Source organism: Bacteroides sp. 51, assembly GCF_010500965.1.
Taxonomy (GTDB): Bacteria; Bacteroidota; Bacteroidia; order Bacteroidales; family Bacteroidaceae; genus Bacteroides.
Genome location: NZ_QVMI01000002.1, coordinates 334,741 through 360,118 on the forward strand (window position 1 = coordinate 334,741; position 25,378 = coordinate 360,118).

A 25,378-nucleotide genomic window follows, 5' to 3' on the forward strand; every position below is an offset into this window, starting at 1 on the left:
TTTTTGAGTCTTTAAGTTTGAAAAAATGTTTATTTATAAAGATAATAAGGCTTGGATAGTTTACGGAAACTTTCTACATCTTTATACCAATAATCGCGGATATCTTCCCAACGGTTGTTCTTGCTGAAGCGTTCGCGTATTTGATTGCTGCCGCTTACCTGATCAAACATACGGAACCGGTCTTTGTTGGCATGATCGAATACGGCACGATCGGGATAAAGTGCTGCAACCTCCTGCATCAGTAAGAACTGAATCTCACTTAATGCGGCTTTCCGGAAATCTACGACATGTACTTGCACACCTTGTATCTGTTCCCCTTTATACGCAGAATAGAATGGTTTGAGGTGAATCGGGCGGAAGATAATGCCAGGTAGTTGCAGCGCATTCATACGTGCAGCAAGTTCCTCAGCTTTTATCCAGGGCGTAGCAAACATCTGGAAAGGAATAGTATAACCTACACCGATGGACATATAGCCCAACTCGCCCAAAATACCACTAATCGGGTAGAATATGGCGGAATGAGGATGAGGTATGTGAGGCGAGGAAGGAACCCACTGTAGTCCTGTTTGCGTATATTCCATGCTGCGCTTCCAGCCTTTCATTTTTACGACGTGTAGTTTACACTGTTTTTCTAACATCTTTTCTCCGTTGAGCATTAAGGCCAACTCTCCACAAGTAAGGGCGTAAAGGTACGGAATTTTAAATTGACTGACAAAGGAAATATACTCATCTTCAACGAGATTACCTTCGATCTTGAGTCCGCCTACCGGATTCGGACGGTCGAGTACAACAAACTCAATATCATTTTCGGCAGCAGCCACCATAGCCAATCCCATAGTGCTGATATAGGTAAACGAACGACAACCGATATCTTGTATATCATATACCAATACGTCAATGCCTTTCAGCATCTCGGGCGTTGGTTTTCTGGTCTTGCCGTAAAGAGAATGAACAGGTACACCTGTAGATGGATCTGTTTCGTTTTCCACTTTATCTCCGGCATGGGCATCACCACGAACACCATGCTCGGGACCGTAAAGCGCTACCAACTCTACATTGGGGGCTTCGTGCAGAATGTCAATTGTCGACTTCAACCGATTGTCTACTCCTGTAGGGTTAGTAATCAAACCTACCCGTTTCCCTTCCAGGCATTTGAAGTTCTGCTCTTTCAAAACCTCAATACCGGTCTTGATCTTTATTTTCTGTGCCTGAGCAGTAAATGCGAACAAGCAACATGTGCTAAGTAAAATAAATCTAAGTGCTTTCATATGTTGAATAATTGGGGGTTATTTTTTTCCGAATTCTGGGTCTATCTTGTTTCTTACCATAAAAGCAGCAACGATGCCCGGTATGGTACAGACGCATACCCATATAAAGAAATTGGTGTATCCGATGGTTTCCTGAATCCATCCGGCAACCATGCCCGGTAGCATCATACCTAATGCCATAAAACCGGTACCAATGGCATAATGAGCCGTCTTGTGTTCGCCGTCGGCAATATAAATCAAATAAAGCATATAGGCAGTGAACCCGAATCCGTAGCCAAGTTGTTCGATAGCAACAGACATAATTATGAGCCAGGTACTATCAGGCGTTGCCGCAGCAAGATATACATACAATAAATCGGGTAGATTGATGGCAAGTGCCATGGGGAGTATCCATTGTTTAAATCCATGACGTGAGACAACAATTCCCCCAAGAATTCCTCCTAACAGTAAAGCAATAACTCCGATGGTTCCATAAATCATTCCGACAGTTGCAGTGGGCAATGCCAGTCCACCCTTGTCGGCTGTATCTAACAAGAAGGGGGAGGTGATTTTAACTAATTGTGATTCGCCCAGGCGATAGGTAAGTAGGAAGAAAAACATTAATCCCAGGTTTTTCTTTCGGAAGAAAGATTCAAATGTAAGCAGGAAATCTTCCAAAAGCTTTTTTGCAGATAGTCCTTCCCGTTTGGCATCACTTGCCGGGTGTGGCAGTATATATTTGTGATATAAGGTTAAACCTATAAAGATGGCTGCTAGCAAATAGAACGTAATGCTCCATGCTAAAGATATTTTCCCGGCGGTAGAAGGGAAGATAGCTCCTGTTTCCATCCATCCAGCAAACATAACCAGTACCCCCTGCCCGAATATGCTGGCGAAGCGATAGAATATGTTGCGGATACCGACAAAGAAGGATTGTTCTCCGCTGGTTAGTCCCAGCATATAGAAACCATCGGCTGCAATATCGTGTGTGGCCGAACTGAAAGCTAATAGCCAAAAGAATGCCAGGGTAACTTGCAGGTAATAGTCGGTTGGAATGAAGAAAGCTATTCCGGCAAATCCCGCACCAATGAATCCTTGCATAGCTACAATCCAGGCTCTTTTTGTTTTTATCAGGTCGACAAAAGGACTCCACAACGGTTTGATGACCCAAGGTAGGTAAAGCCAACTGGTATAAAGGGCAATATCAGTATTGGATAGTCCCAACCGTTTGTACATAATTACGGCAACGGTCATTACAGCTACATAGGGTAAGCCTTCCGCAAAATATAATGTGGGTATCCATGCCCACGGATTCGTTTTCTTTTCTTTTATCATGGTATACCTTTTATTCATATAGTTTTTCAATACTGGCTCCTATATAGTAATGTAGGAGGATTTCGTTGTAGGGATAACCTTTCTCACCCATTACGGCAGCGCCGATCTGGCAAAGTCCCACTCCATGGCCCCATCCGGCACCGGTTAAAGTAAACACAGTCTCACCCCCAAAACTTACAGCCTCACCCCGGCCCTCTCCAAAGGAGAGGGAGGTGGGAGTTACAGCTTCCGCATTATTATCGCTTGATAGCGCAGCCTGCTCCCTCTCCTTTGGAGAGGGTTGGGGTGAGGCTGTGTAGCTCTTATCAACAACAAATGCCGAACTATAAAGATGGGAAGTAGAAAGTGTGCGACGTATTTCCAGTTCTTTTCCTATAATAAGTGTGCGTTTCGTTCCTACGATTTTAAGTTTGACCAACCGACCGGATGTTCCCCGTTCTATAGGAATCAGATCTAATATGTCACCGAAATCAATCCCGGAGCGGTGATGGATTAGTTCCGATAGTTCCTTTTGGCTATATTCTACCTTCCAGCGGTAGAAGTTTACAGTTTCCTGGTCGTAGTTGTTGAGTACTTGCGATAGGATCACTTTATCTGTTGTATTACAGAATGCTTCCGGCGAAGTACGTATCCATTTCTCCGCTTCTGATTCTATGGTCAGGTCGGGGAGTTCGCTGGTTGACTTACTGTCCCGTTGTTTGGCCAGGTATGGGTATTTGATATCTTCCCAACAGTTTTGGAATTCTTCGAAAGCTCCACCGCAACATTTGGAGAAGCGGGCATCGCAGATCTTTTTATCGTAAGATAGGATTTGTCCGCGAGTAGCATTTATGGCTTGTTTTACTATTTCTGTTGAGGCGCGGGTGATACCCTGATAACGTTGGCAATGATCGTCTGCACAAACATCGAAGCGGGTGTGATCGGAGCGCTCGTACCACTTAATGAAAGCCTCACCCCGACCCTCTCCAAAGGAGAGGGAGTTAGAGATAGTCCGTATAATGCTTTCGGGATTAGCAATAACTTCATTGTTTGTGAATCGGAGAACCTTAAAACCTAGTAGGTTGAGTTTTGATGTTCTTTCATTATCTTTTTTTATTTGTTCAATATTATTGTGATATTCTCCGTCAATCTCGATAATTAATTTTTTGGATAAACAGATAAAGTCAACAATGTAATCAGCTATAATATGTTGACGCCTAAATTTCTCTCCTGACTGATTATCTCTGATTAGATTCCATACAATTCTTTCAGCTTCTGTGGGATTATTTTTTAGTTCTTTTTGTTTCTCTTTTAGACAATCATAGCTAGTACAATTTGCTGTGTGGTAATACTGTTTAGGTGTGATTGGGATATCAGTAGCATTCTCTTCTCCCTCTCCTTTGGAGAGGGTCGGGGTGAGGCTCGCTAATAACCAACTTCTTGAAATGACGGCATGCGCTTTAAGTAATTCCAATGAGGCTGTGGCACTCATTTCGGAAGAGATTACGCTGGTAAGGTAATCTTCAACGGATATAATATTGATTCCAGTGAGTTTATTGCCTTCTACAATAACCTTGAATGCTCCCTGGAAGCGTTGATTTTCCTTGCGTTCCCAATGGAAGTTTATACCAATAGTAACATCAAGTATCCCGAATTGACCTTGCGATTCATCAGTAGGTTCAAATAGGAGTTCTTCGTACAAACGGCCTTGCCATAGGATGTAGTCACCACTATAAGACACCATTTGTTCTCCGCTTACCTCTTTTCCGTCTATGACATAAGGGGTAAGGAGTATAAAATCTATCCGGGGTTCGAAAAGAATGCCTACATTTACTTTGGGTTCTATCATGGTTGTTGCCTGGGTTTTAATTAAACTTCGCTTAAGATAGTTGCAATGTCTTCGGCAGTGATTTTATCGAAATCCTTTTCCAAAGGAGTAATAAATACACCACCCATATCTACCGAAGCCGGACTGATAAGCATATTCTTATCTCCTTCGGCGCTATAACAAGCTGGCCTGTGCTGCTTCCTGGGGAATACACATGCAATCCATTTGGTGTCTTTGTACCAGGCAAGTACGTTCATCATAGGTTCGTCATCGCCTGGCTTTAGTTCCATTGAATCATAAATTGCATTGAATAAAGCAATAGCCTCTTCCTTGTTTTCGGATTCAATGGTTAATGCGCCATAGAGTGAACCTTTTCCGTTCTCCCATTCTTCTTCAATAGGTAAGAACCCTTTGCTACCTGCTTGGAAGTGAGCATGATCCGGAGCCGATGCACCACATTTAGGTCCGTTGTAGAATATGATGTAATCGTCTAATGCTTCTGCCAGGTCTAACATATCGCCTATACGGGGAAGAATGCGTTGGTCCACATGCTTCACATCTGGTATGGTGAGATGCCGTGGAAAGATCGGAAACGGATTCACCAATATGCTGTAATGCTCTTTAAAAAGTATCCCTTTTTGCACTGGCGGCAGATTATCCAGACAGAGGAAGCATTTTCGCTCCTGAATAGATTTTGGATCTACTTTTGCTGCGGAAGAGGTAATACGTGCAGGGTTGAATTGTACTTTGTAGGTACAACCTCCAACCTCGAATGTTTTCGTTTTTACCTGAGCCAGAGCTTTGTAGTTATTAACCGCCAACTCCCAAGCCTCACCCCCAAAATCTACAGCCTCACCCCGGCCCTCTCCAAAGGAGAGGGAGAAGAGACGTTCTACCGCTTGTTTTACAGGGTATGGATTGGGAATATATCTATCTTCTAAATTCATGTACTTAATTATGGAATAATATAAAGTTATAAGTTTACAGACTATCTCCCATCTCCCTCTCCTTTGGAGAGGGTCGGGGTGAGGCTATTAGCATTAATCCGCGCCTGTAACTCCCATGTTCGTATTCTGTCTTTATACGTATTATGCCCATTCATTTTTACAATATCCAATGAAGCATCAGAGTTATCATCCCAACGGCGGCATAGATAAACCACATCATATACACGGCCGATCTGGTATTGGCGGGAGAAGTTCAGTCCCAACGCATAATCTTCTCCGTAACTGGTGTTCGGAACTTTGATTTCGCGCAGTACAGGCGTGTAAAATGCACGCGGAGCACCTAGGCCATTGATGCGTAGTGCATTGTTACGTCCGTTCTCGGGTGTCCATTCTTTGTGGTCGATGATACCGGGAGGAATCATTTCCATATCAAAGTTGGTCATCATATAAGTACCCACAACCATTGCGCAGTTTTGCTCATAGAAAGCATCGACCATGGTTTGCAATGTATTTTCGTTCTTGTACACATCGTCACTATCCAACTGTACGGCAAACTTTCCGCATTTGGGGTGGTGTACACCGGTATTCCAACAACCTCCGATACCTAAATCGCCGCGTTCGGGGATAAGATGGATTAATCGCTCATCGGCAGCAAATTTCTTTATGGCTTCTGTTGTGCCGTCCGTAGAATGATTATCAATGATGATCAGGTTGAACTTAAACGTTGTTTTTTGGGATAATACCGATCGGATTGCATCTTCAATTGTACGAATGCGATTACGCACGGGTATAATTACAGAGGCTTCGTATTCAAAGTTTCCGGCACTGAACTCAATGCTTTTGAATTTAGGTTCCAGATAACCGCCGATTTCTTTCAGGTGCTCGGTACAGGCTTGTTCCATTTCAATCTGTACCCCCCGATTCTTCGGATCAACATAATCGAATATCTTTTCTCCACTCTTGCGGGTATCAAGTTCAACTTCTGAGTACAAGTACTCGTTGATATGGACCAAAGATTCTTTCTGCGAAAGTTTTAGGCGCAAATCGTATAAGCCAGCGAATTGATAATCGGTTTTCATCCGGCTTGCCGCATCTCTGAAAGCTTCTGATTTATAAAGTAGAACAGAACCGAAGTTAAAATCATCCCGCAAGCTGCCGAATTGATAGTCAATCACCGGAGCGTTCGTTTTATTCTCACCAACAATTTGGTAATGATCGGCATAGACCATTCCCGCATTGGCATCTTCCATAATTTGAATCATGCGTTCCAATGCAAAATAACCAAGCTCCAATGATGAGTGTTTGGTATATAAAAGTGTATAAGTAGCGTCAGCTTTGGCTGCAATAGCTTTTATGGTAGCGGTTGCATTAAGGGCGGATATATGTATAATTTCACATCCGTCTAGCGGCGAGGCTTCGGAGTCGGAAGCTAATAAATAGATTTTGCTTACCAAGCCGGTTTCAAGTAAACCTCTCGTTGTCTTTTCAGCTTGTGCCGCATCCGCGAATGGAATGAAACAGTTGATCATGGTTTTCATCTTTGTTATATATTTATCGTAATTAGTTTGTTATCATAGAAACCGGGAATCGTTACTTTGCCAGTTCCAGTAGTCCGACTTCTCCTCCTGTTGCAGTGAATAATATTTTATGCCCATTCAACGGAACAACCGTACTAATGAGCGAATTGGCTACTTTGTGCTTCCAGAGGACTTTCCCGGTTTTGGCTTCCAGACCGAACATCAAACCGTTCTTTGTGCTTCCGAATACAACACCGTCCTTTTCTACCGGCATAGATGGTGCATGCTCATATCCGAATGCCACATTGGAAGTCCATAATTGATCGGGAACGTCGGTTCGTGTAGAGAAACAGACAATACTATCGTTCATCGTTTTACTGTAGATGCGCTCTTTATCTTCGGATAACCCGATGGTTTCGCGTACTACAGACTGGAATGTACGATAAATGGTTTCGCCGGTTTCTATATGGATAGCGGTTAATGCCCGTTGCGGATCGGTAATAAACACTTTCCCATGTGCAGCAACCGGCCAAACAGAAGCAGGGGAGAAGTGCATACGCGTTAGTCCGCCTGTCCATTTCCATATCTCTTTGCCTGTATGTCTGTCGAGAGCATATAATGTATTATCCCAAGCGCCAAAGATGACTTTGTTGCCTTCAACCAATGGTTTGGCTACAATATAGCCTTTAACCTGATTATATGCCCAGACAACAGCGCCCGTATGAATATTGATTGCGCGGAATGTGTGGTCGCTTGCTCCGATATAAGCTATGCCATCACTGATGGTTACAGCACCCAGAACGGGCTCTGTAGCAGCAACCTTCCATAATTGTTTACCTGTTTTAGCGTGAAGTCCATAGATGTTTTTATCTGCGGAACCAAATACGACTACCTGCTCGCTGGCAGCCGGAGTACCTACTATACGATGGCCCGATTTGAAGTTCCACAGCTTTTTACCGTCTTTGAGTCTGTAACAAGTCAGATAGCCCATATCATCGCCCACATATACTTTATCGTCAAGCACTGCGGGTGAGGAATAAATGCCTACTCCGGTTTGCACCAACCAGGCAGGTTTTACTTGTGGGTATTGGTTGTTGACAGAGAAATCGGGGTATTTATCAGCCGAACCCTTCTCATCATAATACTTTTGGGATAAGGATAAAGATGCCCATTGACGAGGCTCTGTACCAATGTTGTGCTCATAAACAATGATGGAATCCGGAGTGATGTCGTAAATGGAATATCCACCAACAGGCTCTTTCCCACGCAAGGTAGAGCGATTCAGGAAACCGGGAATACCATCATAACTAAACTCGCGATTACTATGGTAGTGCCCACCGACAAACATGCGGATATTGTAAGGGCGCACAGCATCTGTTACATCGTACCAATTATCTACATCACCATCTTTAAGCGGATAGTGCGTTACGATAATAACCGGTTTTTCTTTTCCGTATTTCTTTAGTTCTTCTTTTAGCCAAGTAATGTCTTGAGGTACTACATGCCCATCGCCCATACGGATGAATGGTCCGGTGTTGAACCCGAGAAACAAGAATCCTTTATGTTCGAACCGGAAACGCTCTCCACCGAAGATATCTCCGAAGGCAGTCATTCCCGACTCTGTCCAGGTGGTTTCGTGATTGCCCGGAATGGCATAATAAGGAATGGTTAGCTTGTCGATGATTGCCTTTGCTTTCTTTAGCGACTCCCGATCACCTTCTTCGGTGAGGTCGCCGGTGACAAGTACAAAATCAAGATTACCGGTTGCGTTGATTTGATTCACCGCTTTCTGTAAATCTTCTACCGCAGGTTCGGTTTTGGTGATGTGCAAGTCTGTGATAAGTGCAAAACGGAACTGTGCAGCACATATTGCCGGTAGCAATGCGATGAACAGGACGAGTAATATATGTTTCTTCATGGTCTCCATTATATAAGTTACAAAGTTAGGTTGTTTTTATGTTACTTCTCATCAAAAAAGGTTAGGATGCCTTTCATTAACGCATCTTTTTCGTTTGTTGTACGAATAGCCTCAAACGGAAATCCCAATACGCAGGTTTTGTAGGTTCCTTTATATGCTATACCCGCACTGATATTATTTTCCGAATAGCGGAATATGGTAAATGCATTTTCGCCTGCCGGTACAATACCATCGGGTGCTTCTACAATATAGCCATCGGGGTTAAGTTCATTGTAATAACTGTAATTGCCTGCAAATTCCTTGTACGGTGAAGCAACACTTTTCACTTTTCCGGTGGTAGCTGCCTGGTTGACGCGCCACTTGTATTTTAGGGTATTCGTAGCAAAGTCTTTATCTTCCTGAGTGGTTTCGGGATTGTCCCATAAGTCTGACCCCACGAATGAACCGGAAACAAATATATGGCCTCCCGACTGGCAATAAGCCGTAATAGCTTCCTGCATTTCTTTGTTGAATGTCTTGAACTCCAAAGGCATAACACCGCCTCTACCGATTTTGGTCTGACGTTGTTTCCCGAGTATGAGGTCTGCGAGTTTATAATCGTTCAGGTTGACGGTTTTCTTTTCAACCGCTTCGTTGCTGCATGAAACGAAAGAGTATCCGGCTTTGAGCATACTTGCTCCATGTACCGCCGGGTAGTCGAATATATTTCCGGCAATCACCATGGTTTCGTAGTTGGAATAACTGTCTCCAAAACCGGAAGCATCATCGTCCATCCACGGAATGGAACGCCGGAATTCTTTCATGCTGCCGATATAGCTGATATCATTTATATAAGGAACGCCGTGGTCTATGGCATCAGCAAATCCGGCGAGGCCATCGCTTACAAAATCGGCAGGGGCAGAGATCCGGTCGAAGCCGTTGATGATCAGTGCGGTTCCTTTTTCGTTAAAGGCTCTGGCTGCGGAAAGGATTTCGGAGGGGAAGCTCTCTCCACCGTCATTTAATGCTGTAACTTTATAGCTATAGATGAGGCCGGGAGATTGCACGGCACGATAAACGTTTGAGTTTACGACAACGCCATTGTCAAAGCTTCCATCGCCTATACGGGTGTAAACAATGTATTTGTTTGCTTTTGCTGTGGGTTCCAACGGATCATCCACAGGTTGCCAGGTAAGTTCTATTTCGTTTTCGTTTGTAAAATGCAGACTCATATGGTCTACCGGAAGCGGTTGAACGATATATTCCTGTCCGTACTGTGAGCAGACGAACCGAAGCATACCTTTATATATAGAACGGCTTACGGTAAAACGGAAGCGTGGGTCTATGCCGTAGCGCATGTCGGCGAAGTTCTGATGCGACAGTAATTCCAGAAGCATGGTCGGTACACGTGGCACGCGCGCTTCATAATAAGACTGGTTCCACATGCCGCGGCGCGTCCAGTTGGGTTCGTATAAGGCGCGGATATCGTTTACGATATAGCTTTGGATTAAATCGGTCAGGTCGCGGGCAGCATACCGGGAGGTGCCGTTGGCGTATACTCCGTCATATGCGTTGGTGAAGAAGATGCCTAATGTACCGATAATCGAGTCGTTGAGCGTGGTTCCTGCATCCGAATGGAATGCGAAGGCCATATCAATAGGAATATTTAGTCCGCCCTCGTCGGGGTTAACTGCGGAACCTCCCGCCAGATAGTTAACCCAAATTCCGCGGGATTTATAGTCGTCTGTATAATCGTTTTTGCCTTTGCTCTCGGAGTAAACACTATCGGGGATACCGGCCCATTGCATCCAGTACCGGGCAGCTTCGGTAAACCGTGGGTAGCCACTTGTTTCGTAGGGATAATCGACTTCAGGAAGCTGTTTTGCTTCTACGGGTGTTACAACATCGGAACTTTTGATATTTTCGGTAGCAATTCCATCTTCCGCAATGCGGCGGGCTATGTTGCCATAACCTCCTCCAACTTTGATCGCATCGGCTGTAACAATACGGCCCGCCCTGGAAGATTTATTGCTTAATACTATTTTGTTGGCATCACTCTTGCCTTTATCGAACGTGAAATGTCCGAGGTATATCCATGTGCCACTACCCATTTGTTGGTTAATGGAGAATTGCGATACTCCTCCTTTGTGATATACGGTGTAAAGCGCATCGGTAGTGCTGTTGGCTACGGTTTTATAAGAAACGTACACGGCGTACCGGCCTCCATCCGGAACGTCGGGTACCCATTCGGCGTAGCTTTCCTGTCCTTTCTTGATGGTTTCGATGGCGCGGTAGGAGCCTTCGCGGAACGGGTTTTCAAAGTTTATGTATTGGTTGCGCAAGTGGGCAAAACCGCTTTCGCTGCCTGTATACCAGCGTTTATCTCCTGTCTTCTCGGTATAGTAGGAGTTGTTGCGGCATCCGTCATTATCAATAATGATTTCGGTGGTTTGCGTATCTCTTTCGCGTGGAATAAGTACGTTGGCTCCGGCGTTTTCGAGCATGGGCATCAGGTAGGGGAGAACAAAACTCTGTGTGTAGAGGTCCTCTACGGTCTGAAAGACGCGGGCGCGTTGCCATTCCCAGCGGGTGAGCTTGGGTTCGTAATAGTAACCGTGGCTCTGCCATAAAGCGATGTGCCTGTTCTGTAAGCCATACTTGGGGGAATAGGGTACAGACAGACGGGTAACTAACGGGCTTTCTTGTTTCCCGCGTGAAGCCTTGGCTGCGGCGCCTCGCTGCAATGGTATAAGTTGTTCAATAGGATGTTTATCTGTTATAATCTGAAGTTTATGGTTGGCATACTCTTGTGGGAGTAAGGCGCCGACTTCTTTATATATCTCCTTTACATTGTCCTCGCGGAAGGGAATGTAAGAGCAGTTCATGTTGGCGAAGAGGAGAAGGGTCTTCCCTTCAACGTGGGCAGAATCAATCTTGATTTTCCCTACGGATATTTCCTTTCTGGAAAACGCTGTCAGGTAATCGCCAATCCCCGTTTGTACTTCCGGGGATAGAATTTGCGACATGGCCACCTGTAGGGGCAGGCAGCACCATGTCAGCAAAAGAAATATACGTATAGTTTTCATGTGTGTTAAGCTATATGTTTCTTTATTCTTCATATAATAAGTACGGTTTACGTTGTACTTTAAATTTCTCGACGTCGTCCTTCCACATGGCTTTGATCTCGTCGGCGGTTTTGCCTTCTTTAATCATTTTGCGAACATAGTCAGTTCCGGTAAGTAATTCAAAGAATGGACGGAAAAAATGATCATCCAGGTTTAAATTCCGATAAGCGTCAATGACGTAACTCAGGTCGATGCCCTTCTTCCAAATCTCTTCGTCTGATAAACCGCTGAGGTCGACTCCATGACAAAGCCTGTTCAGTTGCGGTGGGTTCTTTGCTCCGGATACGCTTTTAGGGGTAAAGCTATATTCATATCCTTTCATATTGGGGTGTCCATAGATTTGAAAAGGCTTGTCTGTTCCGCGACCCAAACTGACAGGCGTTGCCTCGAAATAGCAGATTGACGGATACAGATAGATGGACGTCATGTTCGGCAGGTTGGGCGATGGGGGAATCGGCAGGCGGTAAAGGGTTTGGTGTGTATAGTTTTTGCATGTAATCACCGTGACATCGCACGTGCGCGAAGCGGGCAACCATCTTTCGCCGTTTACCATCAGGGCGAGTTCGCCAAGTGTCATACCGTGAACGGTGGGGATGGGGAGCCAGCCTACTCCTGATTTATATTTCATATCCAGCAATGGTCCGTCTACGTAGTGCCCGTTTGGGTTCGGACGGTCGAGGATTAACATTTTCCGGTTGTATTTGGCACAGGCATCCATGAGTCGCACCATTGATGCATAATAGGTATAGAAACGCAGACCCACATCTTGTATGTCGACAATGAGCAAGTCGAACTTGCGCATGGACTCGTCGCTGGGTTTGCCCGATTTTCCGTCATATAAGGAAAGAATAGGAACGCCTGTTTTGGGGTCTACCGAACTGGATACGTGTTCGCCTGCATCGGCATTTCCACGGAAACCATGCTCGGGAGAAAAGATGGCTACTACATTGAATTTATTTTCCAGAAGAACGTCCAGCAGATGTTTGTTGCCAACCATGCCTGTGTGATTAGAAAAAATGGCAATCCGCTTATTCTTTAAAATCGGGAAGTACGCTGTGGTTTGTTCTGCTCCAACAATTACGTTCTTTTGTTGTGCATACAGACAGAATGAGCAGCATAGAACGATAGTTAAGAATAGTGCTTTTTTCATATCACTTCATATTAGGTGAACGTATTTGGTACAAAAACCGGCAAACAGAGGGTTGTTGCCTGCTAAAGGCATGTTTTTGCTTTAGATTCCCGGGTAACTATAAGCAAAGATAGTTTTTATTTTAATATCAAAAACAATAATTTAGATATATTTAGAAATATAATCATTAATTTGCACTAGAAGAGTTGAAAGTTGAAAGTTGAAAGTTGAAAGTGACGATTCCTCATGGACTCACTTTTAACTTTCAACTTTCAATTTTCAACTCTTCTTAAGGAACTTATTGAAAAATGCTCTATATTTGTGTTGAAATAGAATTTAACTGCGAATGAAACTTATTGCGGAAAGTGGCTCTACGCGGACGGAATGGGCATTGGTCGAAGATAACCGTCTTGTACAGCGCGTTTTTACAGAAGGCCTGAATCCCTTTTTTCAGACGAGAAGGGAGATTAGCAGAAGCGTGAGGCTAGGTTTACCGGAGTCTTTCTTTAGAAAGAAACTGGAGCAGGTATATTTCTATGGTGCAGGATGTAGTTCTTTTGAGAAAAAAAATATTATGGGCGCCTCTCTGGTAGCTCAATTCAAAACACCGATACAGGTAGAAAGCGACTTGCTGGCCGCTGCCCGCGGTCTGTTTCAATGCGAAGCCGGAATTGCTTGTATTCTTGGAACGGGTTCTAACTCGTGCTTTTATGACGGAAAGATTATCTCGAAGAATGTGCGGGCCGGCGGTTATATCCTTGGCGATGAGGGCAGTGGGGCAGCGTTGGGAAAGATCTTCTTGTCGGATGTATTGAAGAACCTTGCACCAAAGGAGCTGATTAATGCGTACTATGAAAAGTTCAGGATTACGCATAATGAGGTGATGGACTCGGTGTATAACCACCCTTTCCCCAACCGTTTCCTGACAACGACTTCGTACTTCCTTGCCGATTTTCTGGATACGGATTATGTATATAATCTTTTGATGAATAATCTGCGAAGCTTCTTCACCCGTAATGTTACGCAGTATGATTATGGCAATTACCCTATACGCTTTGTGGGTTCTGTGGCTCATAATTTCTCGGAACAATTGCGCGAAGTGGGCAAGGAGTTTGGCGTGGAACTGGATGTGATCGAAGAAACTCCCATGTCGGGGCTGATTGAATTCCATGCGCTGATTATAGACGAGCCTTAATTAAAACATAATTCTTCTTTACTCTCTTTACACTCTGGGCTTATACAGTTTAGAGTGGAGGGCTATTGCGTTTTGACGCGAGGGCAACTTTGTTGGAAGAATAGCGCTGTTTTTCGCAAAGAACAGCGCTATTCTTCCGGAAAAACAGCGCTATTCTTCACGAGCGGAACGGCTTGCGTGAAAAGAGTGTATTCGTTGCGTGTAAACAAGCAAAGGCCAGTATTCATATTATATATACATTTATATATTCCTGACTAAGGCTTTCTTGTAGAATCTAAATAAATGAATTCAAATCTAAATATTTCTAAATTTCCGGCGCAATCTTGAAAGAAATCCTATCCTTGCGTTAGGAGTTCGTCTTTACATCACTTATCTTTGGCTTATCTTTCAGATTTGCCGTATAAATTATACCTTTATATTTAATAACTTAAGAAAAACAATATGACTCCAATTTCAGTACTGATTACCATTGCAGCCTATTTCGTCATTCTATTCTTAATATCCTACCTTGCGGGCAGGAAAGCAGATAATGAAGGTTTCTTTGTTGGCAACCGCAAATCGTCGTGGTACGTTGTTGCATTTGCCATGATTGGCTCCAGCATTTCGGGAGTAACCTATGTTTCCGTTCCCGGTATGGTGGCCGTAAGTGGCTTTTCTTATCTGCAAATGGTACTTGGGTTTGTTGCCGGACAATTCCTGATTGCCTTTGTACTGGTTCCGCTGTTCTACCGCATGAATCTGGTTTCTATTTATGAATACCTGGAGAACCGGTTTGGCATGTCGTCTTATAAAACCGGAGCCTGGTTCTTCTTCATTTCCAAGATGTTGGGAGCCGCCGTGCGTTTATTCCTGGTTTGCCTGACCTTACAGCTTCTTGTATTCGATCCGCTGAACCTGCCATTTATCCTCAACGTGGTTGCAACGGTTGCGCTGGTGTGGTTGTACACCTTCCAGGGTGGGGTGAAATCGCTGATATGGACGGATTCGCTGAAAACCTTCTGCCTGATTGTATCTGTCGTGCTCTGTATCTATTTCATCGCTTCGGACCTCAACCTGAGTTTCGGAGGAATGGTGGCAACTATAAAAGATAGCGACCTGTCGAAAATGTTCTTTTTCGACGACGTAAACGATAAACGCTTTTTCTTTAAACAGTTCTTTGCCGGTATGTTCACCATGATCGCCATGACGGGGCTGGATCAGGACATGATGCAGCGCAACCTGAGCTGCAAGAACTTTAAAGATTCGCAGAAAAACATGATAACCAGCGGCATCTCGCAATTCTTTATTATTTCCTTGTTCCTCATGCTGGGCGTATTGCTTTATATATATGGTGCGCAAAACAACCTGTTTACCCCGCAAGATGTGGCGCAGGGCAGGATGAGTAGCGACGAAGTGTTCCCGCTGATTGCCACAAGCAGTTACTTCCCCATGATTGTAGGCATTCTGTTTATCATCGGACTCATTTCATCGGCATACTCAGCCGCCGGTTCTGCGTTGACAGCCCTGACCACATCGTTTACCGTAGACGTATTGGGCATCAAAAACAAAAAAGAAGACGAAGTGGTGAAACTGCGTAAACGTGTGCATGTAGGCATGGCCGTTGTAATGGGACTGGTGATTGTAGTTTTCAATCTGTTGAACAATACCAGTGTGATTGATGCCGTTTATACACTGGCCAGTTATACCTATGGCCCCATCCTCGGCTTGTTTGCATTCGGTATTTTTATGAAGAAACCCGTGCGCGATAAGTTTGTACCGCTGGTAGCCATTGCCTCTCCTTTCCTTTGCCTGATCTTGCAAAAGAACTCGGAAGCCTGGTTCGGAGGCTATAAGTTTAGTTACGAACTGCTGATATTGAATGCGTTGTTTACTTTTATAGGCTTGTGTTTGCTTATAACCTCACCCCAGCCCTCTCCGAAGGAGAGGGAGTAAGGAGTTCTTCTTGCTGATCATTTCATTGAACATGTATAATATAATTAAAAGTGTAAATATGTGTAATACGGAAATTGAAGCAAAGCTTCGCTATTACTTTCTCTTCCTTTTGCTTTCTCTTCCTTTCTCCCTCTCCTTTGGAGAGGGTTGGGGTGAGGCTGTTATAGCCCCCGAACTCTTAAACATGGATTCCCGCCGCCTGGCATATGCCGATGAGGCTATTCTGAAATCCATTGAAAACAAAGAAATCCCCGGTGCCGTGCTGGCTGTAGTGCACAAAGGCAAACTGGCTTACTTAAAAGCCTACGGAAACAAGCAAACCTATCCGTCGCCCATTCCGATGGATGTAAATACAGTGTTCGATATGGCCTCCGTCAGCAAATCCATGTCGACCGCCATTTCCGCCATGATCCTGATTGAACGCGGACAACTCCGCATGGCCGACCCGGTCGTCGATTTTATCCCCAACTTCGAAGACTGGAAGAGCGAAGAAGATAACTACACCGTTGCCATCCGCGTAGGCGATTTACTTACCCATACCTCTGGCCTCCCCCCTTATGCCCCGGTCAAAGAACTCGAAGAAAAGTACGGCGCTCCCAACCCCGACGGAATGATTGAATACATCTCTACCTGCAAAAGAGACTTCCGCCCTAAAACCAAATTCCAATATAGTTGCTTGAACTACATCACCTTGCAGCGAATTATCGAAACCATCTCCGGAAAAAACCTTTCAGCTTTCGCCAAAGAAAACATCTTCGATATACTCGGAATGACACATACCGGCTATCAACCAACCGGAGAAACCCTCGAACGCGTTGCCCCAACCGAAAAGCAAGAAGACGGCAGTGTACTCCGCGGAGTTGTACACGACCCCTTAGCCCGCGTGATGAATGGCGGCATATCCGGCAATGCCGGTGTATTCTCCGATGCCAAAGACCTGGCAATTCTCGCGGCCACACTGCTAAACAACGGCACATACAACGGCAAACGCATACTTAGCCCCCTGGGTGTGAAAACAATGCGAACCGTACCCCGCGGACTGGAAGAGTTCGGACGCACCCCCGGTTGGGACATTTACTCTCCATACGCATCCAATAGTGGCGACTTGTTTGGCCCAAATACCTACGGGCACACCGGATTCACAGGAACCTCCTTCATTCTTGATCCCGACAATGACACGGCTGTTATTCTATTAATCAATAGCGTACACCCGTCTGGTACCGGCAATGTTGTGCGCCTTCGTTCCCTTGTAGCCAATGCCGTTGCCGCATCCATAAACTGTCCTCCCGAGCGGATTTACTTTCAACACTACTACAACCGTGTGGAACTCTTTAAAACAGAAGCACCCATCAGCGGAAAAGATATTGTATTCCTCGGCAATAGTCTTACCGAAGGCGGCAAATGGTCTGAGCTGCTTGGTAAGAAGAATATCCGCAATCGCGGGGTGGCAGGCGATGTAGCCATGGGAGTTTACGATCGGCTTGACCAGATTCTGCCTGGTCGCCCAAAGAAGATTTTCTTCTTGATCGGAGCCAACGACATATCCCATGATCTAACCGTAGATAGCATTGTAAATGCTATCACGCAAGTCGTAGACCGGATTCAGCAGGAGTCACCCAAAACAAAACTCTATTTGCAAAGCCTGTTACCCATAAACGAATCATTCGGGCGCTATAAACGCATGACAGGTAAAACAAATATGATCCCCGAAATCAATAAACGACTTGAAACGGTGGCCAAAGAACGGAAAATACCCTTTATAAATCTATATCCGTTGTTTACGAAACCCGAAACAAATATCCTGCGCGAAGAATTAACCGGAGATGGATTGCACCTGAACGAAGAAGGGTACAAAATCTGGGTAAAAGCCTTGAAGCCTTATATATAGCCCTTTGTAGTGTCTTGCTACAACAGAATTCTTGCTTGATATTCTCTGCATTATAATTGAAGCAGTATATGTCAGCAAGGTTCTGTCTGTACTTATGAGGTCAGGGTAATTAGATAAAGTGGCCGGCCTTTATCTGCACGAATATATTGCTTTCCTCTTATATTAATCTACCAGTTGCCTTGCTTTAATTGTGAAATAATGAATATAAATCTAAAAAGTAATCAATAAATGTTCCTGATTTTAAAATAAACTCTATCTTTGCTAATAGAGAAATCAAGAAAGATTTCTTAGCCTTTGTTAAAACACGTATTTGTCTCTTAAAACAACAGCATAAGAACCCTATTCAAGGGACGGTTATATTTATAGAAGTCTTTATATAATCGACTTAACTAAAATGAGAGATAATAATTTAAAACCTTTAAATAATTTTCGCCTATGACTAATGAAAGACCCCATCCTGTAATGCGCAGCGACTAACATTAAACCCTACTAAGTTCAGACAGAACTTGTCTACTAAAATTATTCTGGAATTAACAAACAATTAAATCATCAATCTTTTATGAATGGAGATCGCAAAAAACGAGGATTTGCTTATAATAAGTACCTCACGGCGTTGGCTATAGCAGCTTTCCTTTTAGGAAGCAATACTGCAATAGCTAACCAAACTGTATCTGACAATTCGCATGATGTGAAAGAACAAATGCAATCACAAGCTATAACAGGTGTTGTGATTGATGCAAATGGTGAACTGATCATTGGTGCCAGCGTCCTTGAGAAAGGAACAACCAATGGTACTATAACTGATATTAATGGGAGATTCTCACTCAATGTAAAGCAAGGAGCAACACTTGTTATTTCTTATGTGGGTTATCAAACACAAGAAGTGAAATCTGCAAGAACAATGCAGGTGACAATGAAAGAAGATAGTGAACTACTGCAAGAAGTAGTAGTTGTAGGATATGGATCGCAAAAGAAAGAAAACCTGACTGGTGCAGTTGCTACTGTTGATGTTGATAAAACGTTAAGCGGTCGTCCTATTGCCGACGTTGGTCGTGGTTTACAGGGAACTACTCCGGGGCTTTCTATTGTTATTCCTAGTGGTGAGGTTGGTTCCGACCCAACAATCAAGATCCGTGGTCAACTCGGTTCTATTGATGGTGGTTCTGAGCCATTGATCCTTTTGGATAATGTTGAAATACCGAGTATCCAGATGGTTAATCCGGATGATATTGAAGCAATTTCTGTACTTAAGGATGCTGCTGCTTCATCAATTTATGGTGCGAAAGCTGCATTTGGTGTTATTCTGATCACAACCAAGAAAGGTGCAAGACAAGAAAGTGTAAACGTGAGCTATTCCGGAAACTTCTCTTGGCAAAATATCTCCAAAAAGATAAAAATGGGTGGTGTTGATGCTATGGGATATACTGTTGATGCCATGGAGCGTATTGGTGGTGTAAGAGCCGGTGCATTCTGGATGGTAGATCGTGATAGTTATGAACAAGCTATTGCATATCAAGAGAAATACGGTAAGATGGGAGCAAACGAGCCTTTCGTTTATGGACGTGACTGGTATGTGAAAGATAAATATAAATATTCTCTTCGCACATTCGATCCATACGATCATATGATTGAGGAATGGACCCCTTCAATGACCCATAATGTTTCTGTTAATGGTAAAAGCGGAAAAACTTCCTATAATGTTGGTTTGGGCTATCTGGACCAGAATGGTTTAAAGAAACCTGCCAAACATGATGACTTTAAACGTTATAACGCTTCTGTAAGATTAAGCACTGAATTAAATAAATATATAACAGCTAGAGCCGGGGCTATTTATTCTAAGAGAAATAAAAGATATGCATATACCACAAGCTCTACTACTGCTGACGAGTGGTTATATCTTTATCGTTGGGGACCCACTATGCCAATGGGATTCGATGATAAAGGAAATGAGTTGCGTAGCCCGGTTTCGGAAGCCCGGCAGGCAAACACGGCAAATATTGAGAACAATTATCTTAATATAAATCTGGGTGCTACCATTAATATAATGAAGGGTTGGACTGTGGATGTTGATTATACTCATGCTAATGAGGAAAGAATCGACAACCGTCCAGGTACACGATATACAGCTTTAGATACATGGAGTGCTGCTGTAGATAATGGTGATGGAACTTTCTCTTTGAGAAATTGGGAATATACAGGTACCAGTGGTGCAAACCCTGACCATATTTATCGCAGATCGTCTAATGCAAAACGTAATACATTCAATGCATATACCACTTACAACTTAAATCTGAAAGAAATACATGCATTCAAATTTATGTTGGGTATGAACCGCAATGAATGGGAAGAAAAATACAATTGGTCGCAAGCTACAAAACTAATTGATATATCTAACCCACAATTCGACCTTACTGCAGGAACTCAAACCTCCGGTGGTGGTTCTGCATGGGATGGACAGTTAGGTTACTACGGACGTATCAACTACTCGTTGTTTGACAGATATTTGTTTGAAGGTAACTTACGTTATGATGGAACTTCAAAATTCCCATCAGATTTGCGTTGGCGTTGGTTCCCATCATTCTCGGTAGGATGGCGTGCAAGTGAAGAAGCATTTATGAATTGGGCTAAACCTGCTCTGAATTCTTTGAAGTTCAGAGGATCTTGGGGTAAAATTGGCGACCAGACAGTAAGCAATAAACTGTATGTTTCTACAATGACTTCCGGACAGAGCGCCTGGATTGGTGGTGATGGTAGTAAATTGGCTTATGTAGGTACACCTTCGGCTGTGACTGCTGATATTACCTGGCAAGATGTTAAAACCCTGGATATAGGTCTTGACGCACGCTTCCTGGATAATAAGCTAGGCTTCACTTTCGACTGGTACCAACGTGATACCGAGAATATGATTGTTCCTGCAGCGAATGTATCGTTAGGATTCGGTGCTACAGCTCCTAAAGGAAACTTTGGTTCATTAAGAACAAAAGGTTGGGAAATTGCAGTCGATTTCAATCACCGCTTCAAGAATGGTCTTGCTATTAATGTAATGGGTACACTGTCCGATGCGATAACAGAAATTACCGCTTACGGCGATACTAAGAGTGTAGATAGTTGGTATGTTGGCAAGAAAGTCGGTGAAATCTGGGGATTCAGAACAGACAGACTCTATCAGAAAGATGATTTCGTGTTCGACGCTAATGGAAAACATGTAAATGTATGGGTGAAGAACGGCGAAGTATTTGATGTTGAAACTGCCGGTGCTAAGAAAATGAATAAACTGAAAGATCCGAATGCAGCTTATCAGGATTATCTACAAGGTGGTGACTTTGTATTTGGCCCCGGTGACGTGAAGTATAAAGATCTGGATGGCAAACCAGGTATTACGGATGGTGCTCGCACAACCGATGATCATGGCGACCTTGAAGTAATTGGTAACTCATCACCAAGATATGAATATGGTTTACGTTTAGGTGCCGATTATAAAGGATTTGATTTCTCTATCTTCTTCCAGGGTATTGGTAAACGTGAGGTTTGGGGAAATGGATTCCTGGCTATTCCTGGTTTTAACTCTGCCGATGGTGCAATGCCTCAGGAAATTGCAGGTAACTACTGGAAAGAAGATCGTACAGATGCATTCTATCCTCGTCCATGGAATTTGGGTAGCCCAGCTGCAACAGCTTTCCGCTCAACAGCTTATAATATGAACACTCAATCCCGTTATATGCTTGATATGTCATACCTGAGAATCAAGAATATAACTTTAGGATATTCTTTACCGCAAAACCTGGTGAAAAAGGCATACTTGCAAAAAGCACGCGTTTATGTGGCATTGGAGAACTTCTTTACGTTTGATCATTTGAACGATCTTCCTATCGACCCGGAAGAAGTAGCAGGTTATTCTATGCTTAGAAAGGATGCCGGTTATACTGACGGTTATAATGGAGACCGTACGGGTGTAGGCGCTCCTACTTTCAAGAGTGTTTCGTTTGGTATTCAGCTAAACTTCTAAAATACAAAAAACAATGAAAAAGTATATATTCATATTGCTTTCAGCCGTCGCACTTGTTTTTACGGCTTGTGAGGATATCCTTGATCGTCCGCAGCTGAATAATCCGCAGGATGATAATTATTGGAGAAATGAAAATGACCTGAGGCTATATGCAAATGGTTTCTATGTGAATTACTTTGTTGGCTACAATAGTAGCTGGGGAACAGCTTATGCTCCGCTTCGCGGGTATATGTTCAGCGATGATGTAGCTGTAGCAGGTAAACAAACATCTTTTGAGAATAGTATTCCTTCTACCAGAGGAGGAACATCCGAAACTCCTGAGATGCTTACACAATACTCCGGACCTAGTTGGAATTTTGCCTGGGTTCGTAAGTCTAATATCTTCCTTGATCGTATTGAGAACGTAGCTAAACCTAATATTACGACGGCAGTTTACGAGCACTGGACTGCTGCTGCCCGCTTCTTCAGAGGCTTTGAGTATAGCCGTTTGGTTAGTGTGTTTGGTGATGTTCCTTATTATGATAAGGTTTTCGATGAAAAGGATGAGAAAGAAATGTTTAAAACCCGTACTCCGAGAGGTGAAGTGATGGATAAAGTATATGATGATTTCGAGTATGTGATGACATATCTTCGTGAAGACGATGGTGCACAATACTTGAACAGATATATTGCAGCCGGATTTATTTCACGTCTTATGCTTTTCGAAGGATCATGGCAACTTTACCATACCGGTGATAAGACCAGAGCTGAAAAATATCTCAAACAAGCCTTTAAAGCTTCGGAATATATCATTAACTCAGGTAAATGGGCTGTTTCCGGTGATTTCAGAACATTATTCGGTTCTCAGGATCTTAAGGGGCATAAAGAGGTTATAATGTATAGACATTATGATGCTGCTTTGTCGGTAACCCACCATATCGCATCTTACTCAAATGGTGCCGAATCTCAGCCACAAGGTCCTAATCTGGCTTTGGCAAAATCGTTCTTATGTAATGATGGAAAACCATATGAGAGTTCAGGTGTAACAGGTGCGAAGGACTTGGATCTTGGCACTGTACTTAAAACACGTGACCCACGCTTCGAAGCTACATTCTGGCATGAGCCCAAGGTACAGTCGGCAACTCTGTTATATGCATGTAAATTTATCGACCGTGTAGGTCCAACATACTGGAACTCGACCATGCCTTCTATTTATGGTAGTATGACTAATACAAACGATTATCCTGTATTGCGCTATTCTGAAGTATTATTAAACTGGATTGAAATCAAACAAGAACTCGCTGAGAATTTCTCAGGTGCTGCTGTTACTCAGAAGGATATTGATATCTCTATCAATGCTATTCGCGATAGAGAGCTTGATTTACCTGCTGTTGAGAAGGGAGTTCAGAAGACGAAGAAAATGACGCTTACTGATATTGATGATGCTTTTGCTCCTGATCGTGATCCGGATGTAAGTGCTCTTCTTTGGGAAATCCGTCGCGAACGCCGTATGGAATTTGTATTTGAGCATACTCGTTTGTTAGATATCAAACGTTGGAAGAAACTTAACTATATGAGTAATGCCAAGGTTGGAAATAAACTACCGGATAATATGCTCGGCTTGTGGATTGATATGCAGAAAGAGGCTCCGGATCTTCTTAAAGCTGGTAATGATGGTAAATATACAGCAAGACAAGTGATGAAAGAAGATGGTACCATAGTTACTTATGATGGTAGTAATGCTACCGAAATGGTAGGATATTATGTACCACAAAAAGCTTCCGCTCGTGACTCATTTACAGATAGATCTTATATGTCTCCTGTTGGTAGAGCACAAATTAATCAATATGCAGAGAAAGGTGTGACGTTGAGTCAGACAACTGGCTGGGAATAATTTGTTGCCCTAAATAATAAAGAGATTGTCCTAAAAGGTTTTTCCATTCACTGTAGGGGCGGTTCGTGAACCGCCCTATGGCGCACAGAAAACGATTTCCTATGACTTGGGCGGTTCGCAAACCGCCCCTACGGTAAATCATTAACCTTTTGGGCAGCCTCTTTTTCCTTTTTTATATTGTTTGAGTTTAATATTTCCACTATGAAAGAATTGTGGTTAAAAGATAAGGTCAACAAGATAGCACTGCTATCTTGTTGACCTTTTACTCTTATCTCGTAGGAATCTTACTCCTATCTCGTTGACTTTTTTATAGTGCCTTTTCCTTCACCAGATACTCAGCAATCTGCACAGCATTCAGCGCAGCCCCTTTCTTAATCTGGTCGCTTACTGCCCAGAAAGTCAATCCGTTTTCATTGGTCAGGTCTTTGCGGATACGGCCTACGTAAACCGGATCTTTTCCTGCAAGGAACAATGGCATCGGATATTCTTTTTCTGCCGGGTTATCCATCAATATAACTCCCTCTGCATTAGCAAAAGCATTGCGTGCTTCTTCTACGGAGATAGGACGTTCTGTTTCTACCCAGATGCTTTCAGAGTGTGAACGAAGAGCCGGAACACGAACACAAGTAGCACTAACCTTAATGTCAGAATGCATAATCTTTTGTGTTTCGTTGAACATCTTCATTTCCTCTTTGGTGTATCCGTTTTCGGTGAATACGTCTACTTGTGGAATCAGGTTGAAAGCCAACTGATAAGCAAACTTCTCTACAGTTACTTCCTCGCCCGCCAATACCTGACGATATTGTTCGTACAACTCGTCCATTGCAGCAGCACCGGCTCCACTGGCAGCCTGGTAAGTAGATACATGCACGGTTTTGATGTGCGACAGGTTTTCGATCGCTTTCAATGCCACTACCATCTGTATCGTTGTACAGTTAGGGTTAGCAATAACGTTACGTGGACGATCTTTTGCATCGACAGCATTCACTTCAGGTACTACCAACGGCACATCATTGTCCATACGGAAAGCACTTGAGTTATCGATCATTACAGCACCATATTTAGTAATGGTTTGTTCGAATTCCTTAGAGGTTCCTGCGCCAGCCGATGTGAAAGCAATATCAATATCCTTAAAATCATCGTTATGCTGGAGAAGTTTGACTTCGATCTGTTTACCACGGAAAGTATACTTCATACCGGCGCTACGTTTAGAACCGAACAGCACTAACTCATCCAATGGGAAATTTCTCTCATCGAGCACACGTAGGAACTCTTGTCCTACCGCTCCGCTTGCGCCAACAATAGCTACTTTCATTTTCAATTTGTTTTAAATGTGAATAAACCTCTCTATTTACTGCTTACTATTATAAAAAATGATAAGAAGTAAAGATTTGGCTGCAAAAATACTACAAATTGCTATATGTCCATACCAATAGACCCCGGTTTTTTTGCTACTTTTGCAGAAATTACTAATTGTGTA

The 25,378-nt window shown here is 43.4% G+C and carries 14 protein-coding genes; 5 read left to right on the forward strand and 9 right to left on the reverse strand.

Annotated elements, in window-relative coordinates; translation table 11 throughout:
- Window positions 1–29 precede the first annotated feature (29 nt).
- The 8 genes from D0T87_RS03330 to D0T87_RS03365 are packed head-to-tail and all read right to left on the reverse strand — an operon-like array spanning window position 30 to window position 13,025.
- Complete coding sequence (locus D0T87_RS03330) at window positions 30–1,268, reverse strand: exo-beta-N-acetylmuramidase NamZ domain-containing protein (RefSeq protein ID WP_163172785.1); 1,239 nt, start codon at window positions 1,266–1,268, stop codon at window positions 30–32.
- Window positions 1,269–1,286: 18 nt separating this feature from the next.
- Window positions 1,287–2,600 (reverse strand): MFS transporter, encoded by a 1,314-nt coding sequence (locus D0T87_RS03335; RefSeq protein WP_370526811.1) that lies wholly within the window; start codon window positions 2,598–2,600, stop codon window positions 1,287–1,289.
- Entirely contained in the window at window positions 2,593–4,410 is a 1,818-nt protein-coding gene (locus tag D0T87_RS24490; protein ID WP_163172786.1) for a SpoIID/LytB domain-containing protein, read from the reverse strand. Before D0T87_RS24490 ends, D0T87_RS03335 begins: the two co-directional genes overlap by 8 nt.
- Before the next feature lie 20 nt (window positions 4,411–4,430).
- Complete coding sequence (locus D0T87_RS03345) at window positions 4,431–5,336, reverse strand: DUF4922 domain-containing protein (RefSeq protein ID WP_163172787.1); 906 nt, start codon at window positions 5,334–5,336, stop codon at window positions 4,431–4,433.
- A 41-nt stretch (window positions 5,337–5,377) separates the two neighbouring features.
- Window positions 5,378–6,874 (reverse strand): glycosyltransferase family A protein, encoded by a 1,497-nt coding sequence (locus D0T87_RS03350; protein WP_163172788.1) that lies wholly within the window; start codon window positions 6,872–6,874, stop codon window positions 5,378–5,380.
- Window positions 6,875–6,926: 52 nt separating this feature from the next.
- Complete coding sequence (locus D0T87_RS03355; RefSeq protein WP_163172789.1) at window positions 6,927–8,771, reverse strand: PQQ-binding-like beta-propeller repeat protein; 1,845 nt, start codon at window positions 8,769–8,771, stop codon at window positions 6,927–6,929.
- A gap of 41 nt (window positions 8,772–8,812) precedes the next feature.
- Entirely contained in the window at window positions 8,813–11,836 is a 3,024-nt protein-coding gene (locus tag D0T87_RS03360; RefSeq protein WP_163172880.1) for a xanthan lyase, read from the reverse strand.
- A gap of 22 nt (window positions 11,837–11,858) precedes the next feature.
- The gene (locus D0T87_RS03365; protein WP_163172790.1) at window positions 11,859–13,025 is read right to left on the reverse strand and encodes an exo-beta-N-acetylmuramidase NamZ domain-containing protein; all 1,167 of its coding nucleotides are present in this window, start codon (window positions 13,023–13,025) and stop codon (window positions 11,859–11,861) included.
- Window positions 13,026–13,350: 325 nt separating this feature from the next.
- Between D0T87_RS03365 and D0T87_RS03370 the strand changes: the two genes are divergently transcribed.
- The 5 genes from D0T87_RS03370 to D0T87_RS03390 all read left to right on the forward strand — a co-directional run bounded on the left by D0T87_RS03370 (window position 13,351) and on the right by D0T87_RS03390 (window position 23,898).
- The gene (locus D0T87_RS03370) at window positions 13,351–14,199 is read left to right on the forward strand and encodes a hypothetical protein (protein ID WP_163172791.1); all 849 of its coding nucleotides are present in this window, start codon (window positions 13,351–13,353) and stop codon (window positions 14,197–14,199) included.
- A 441-nt stretch (window positions 14,200–14,640) separates the two neighbouring features.
- A complete protein-coding gene (locus D0T87_RS03375) occupies window positions 14,641–16,131 on the forward strand; it encodes a sodium:solute symporter (RefSeq protein ID WP_163172792.1) in 1,491 nt (496 codons plus the stop codon).
- A gap of 58 nt (window positions 16,132–16,189) precedes the next feature.
- Complete coding sequence (locus D0T87_RS03380) at window positions 16,190–18,019, forward strand: serine hydrolase (protein WP_163172793.1); 1,830 nt, start codon at window positions 16,190–16,192, stop codon at window positions 18,017–18,019.
- Window positions 18,020–18,578: 559 nt separating this feature from the next.
- On the forward strand, window positions 18,579–22,025 hold the full coding sequence (locus tag D0T87_RS03385; RefSeq protein ID WP_163172795.1) for a TonB-dependent receptor: 3,447 nt from the start codon (window positions 18,579–18,581) through the stop codon (window positions 22,023–22,025).
- A gap of 13 nt (window positions 22,026–22,038) precedes the next feature.
- Window positions 22,039–23,898: a RagB/SusD family nutrient uptake outer membrane protein gene (locus tag D0T87_RS03390; protein ID WP_163172797.1), complete on the forward strand. Its 1,860-nt coding sequence runs from the start codon at window positions 22,039–22,041 to the stop codon at window positions 23,896–23,898.
- 307 nt (window positions 23,899–24,205) lie between these two features.
- Here D0T87_RS03390 and D0T87_RS03395 read toward each other — a convergent pair whose 3' ends face one another.
- Window positions 24,206–25,213, reverse strand: coding sequence for an aspartate-semialdehyde dehydrogenase (locus tag D0T87_RS03395; RefSeq protein WP_163172799.1), 1,008 nt, complete (start codon window positions 25,211–25,213; stop codon window positions 24,206–24,208).
- Window positions 25,214–25,378: the final 165 nt, after the last annotated feature.

Coding starts and splice junctions, on each gene's coding strand:
- D0T87_RS03330 (WP_163172785.1), bottom strand. CDS start 1,268: ATGAAAGCACTTAGATTTATTTTACTTAGCACATGTTGCTTGTTCGCA.
- D0T87_RS03335 (WP_370526811.1), bottom strand. CDS start 2,600: ATGAATAAAAGGTATACCATGATAAAAGAAAAGAAAACGAATCCGTGG.
- D0T87_RS24490 (WP_163172786.1), bottom strand. CDS start 4,410: ATGATAGAACCCAAAGTAAATGTAGGCATTCTTTTCGAACCCCGGATA.
- D0T87_RS03345 (WP_163172787.1), bottom strand. CDS start 5,336: ATGAATTTAGAAGATAGATATATTCCCAATCCATACCCTGTAAAACAA.
- D0T87_RS03350 (WP_163172788.1), bottom strand. CDS start 6,874: ATGAAAACCATGATCAACTGTTTCATTCCATTCGCGGATGCGGCACAA.
- D0T87_RS03355 (WP_163172789.1), bottom strand. CDS start 8,771: ATGAAGAAACATATATTACTCGTCCTGTTCATCGCATTGCTACCGGCA.
- D0T87_RS03360 (WP_163172880.1), bottom strand. CDS start 11,836: ATGAAAACTATACGTATATTTCTTTTGCTGACATGGTGCTGCCTGCCC.
- D0T87_RS03365 (WP_163172790.1), bottom strand. CDS start 13,025: ATGAAAAAAGCACTATTCTTAACTATCGTTCTATGCTGCTCATTCTGT.
- D0T87_RS03370 (WP_163172791.1), top strand. CDS start 13,351: ATGAAACTTATTGCGGAAAGTGGCTCTACGCGGACGGAATGGGCATTG.
- D0T87_RS03375 (WP_163172792.1), top strand. CDS start 14,641: ATGACTCCAATTTCAGTACTGATTACCATTGCAGCCTATTTCGTCATT.
- D0T87_RS03380 (WP_163172793.1), top strand. CDS start 16,190: ATGTGTAATACGGAAATTGAAGCAAAGCTTCGCTATTACTTTCTCTTC.
- D0T87_RS03385 (WP_163172795.1), top strand. CDS start 18,579: ATGAATGGAGATCGCAAAAAACGAGGATTTGCTTATAATAAGTACCTC.
- D0T87_RS03390 (WP_163172797.1), top strand. CDS start 22,039: ATGAAAAAGTATATATTCATATTGCTTTCAGCCGTCGCACTTGTTTTT.
- D0T87_RS03395 (WP_163172799.1), bottom strand. CDS start 25,213: ATGAAAGTAGCTATTGTTGGCGCAAGCGGAGCGGTAGGACAAGAGTTC.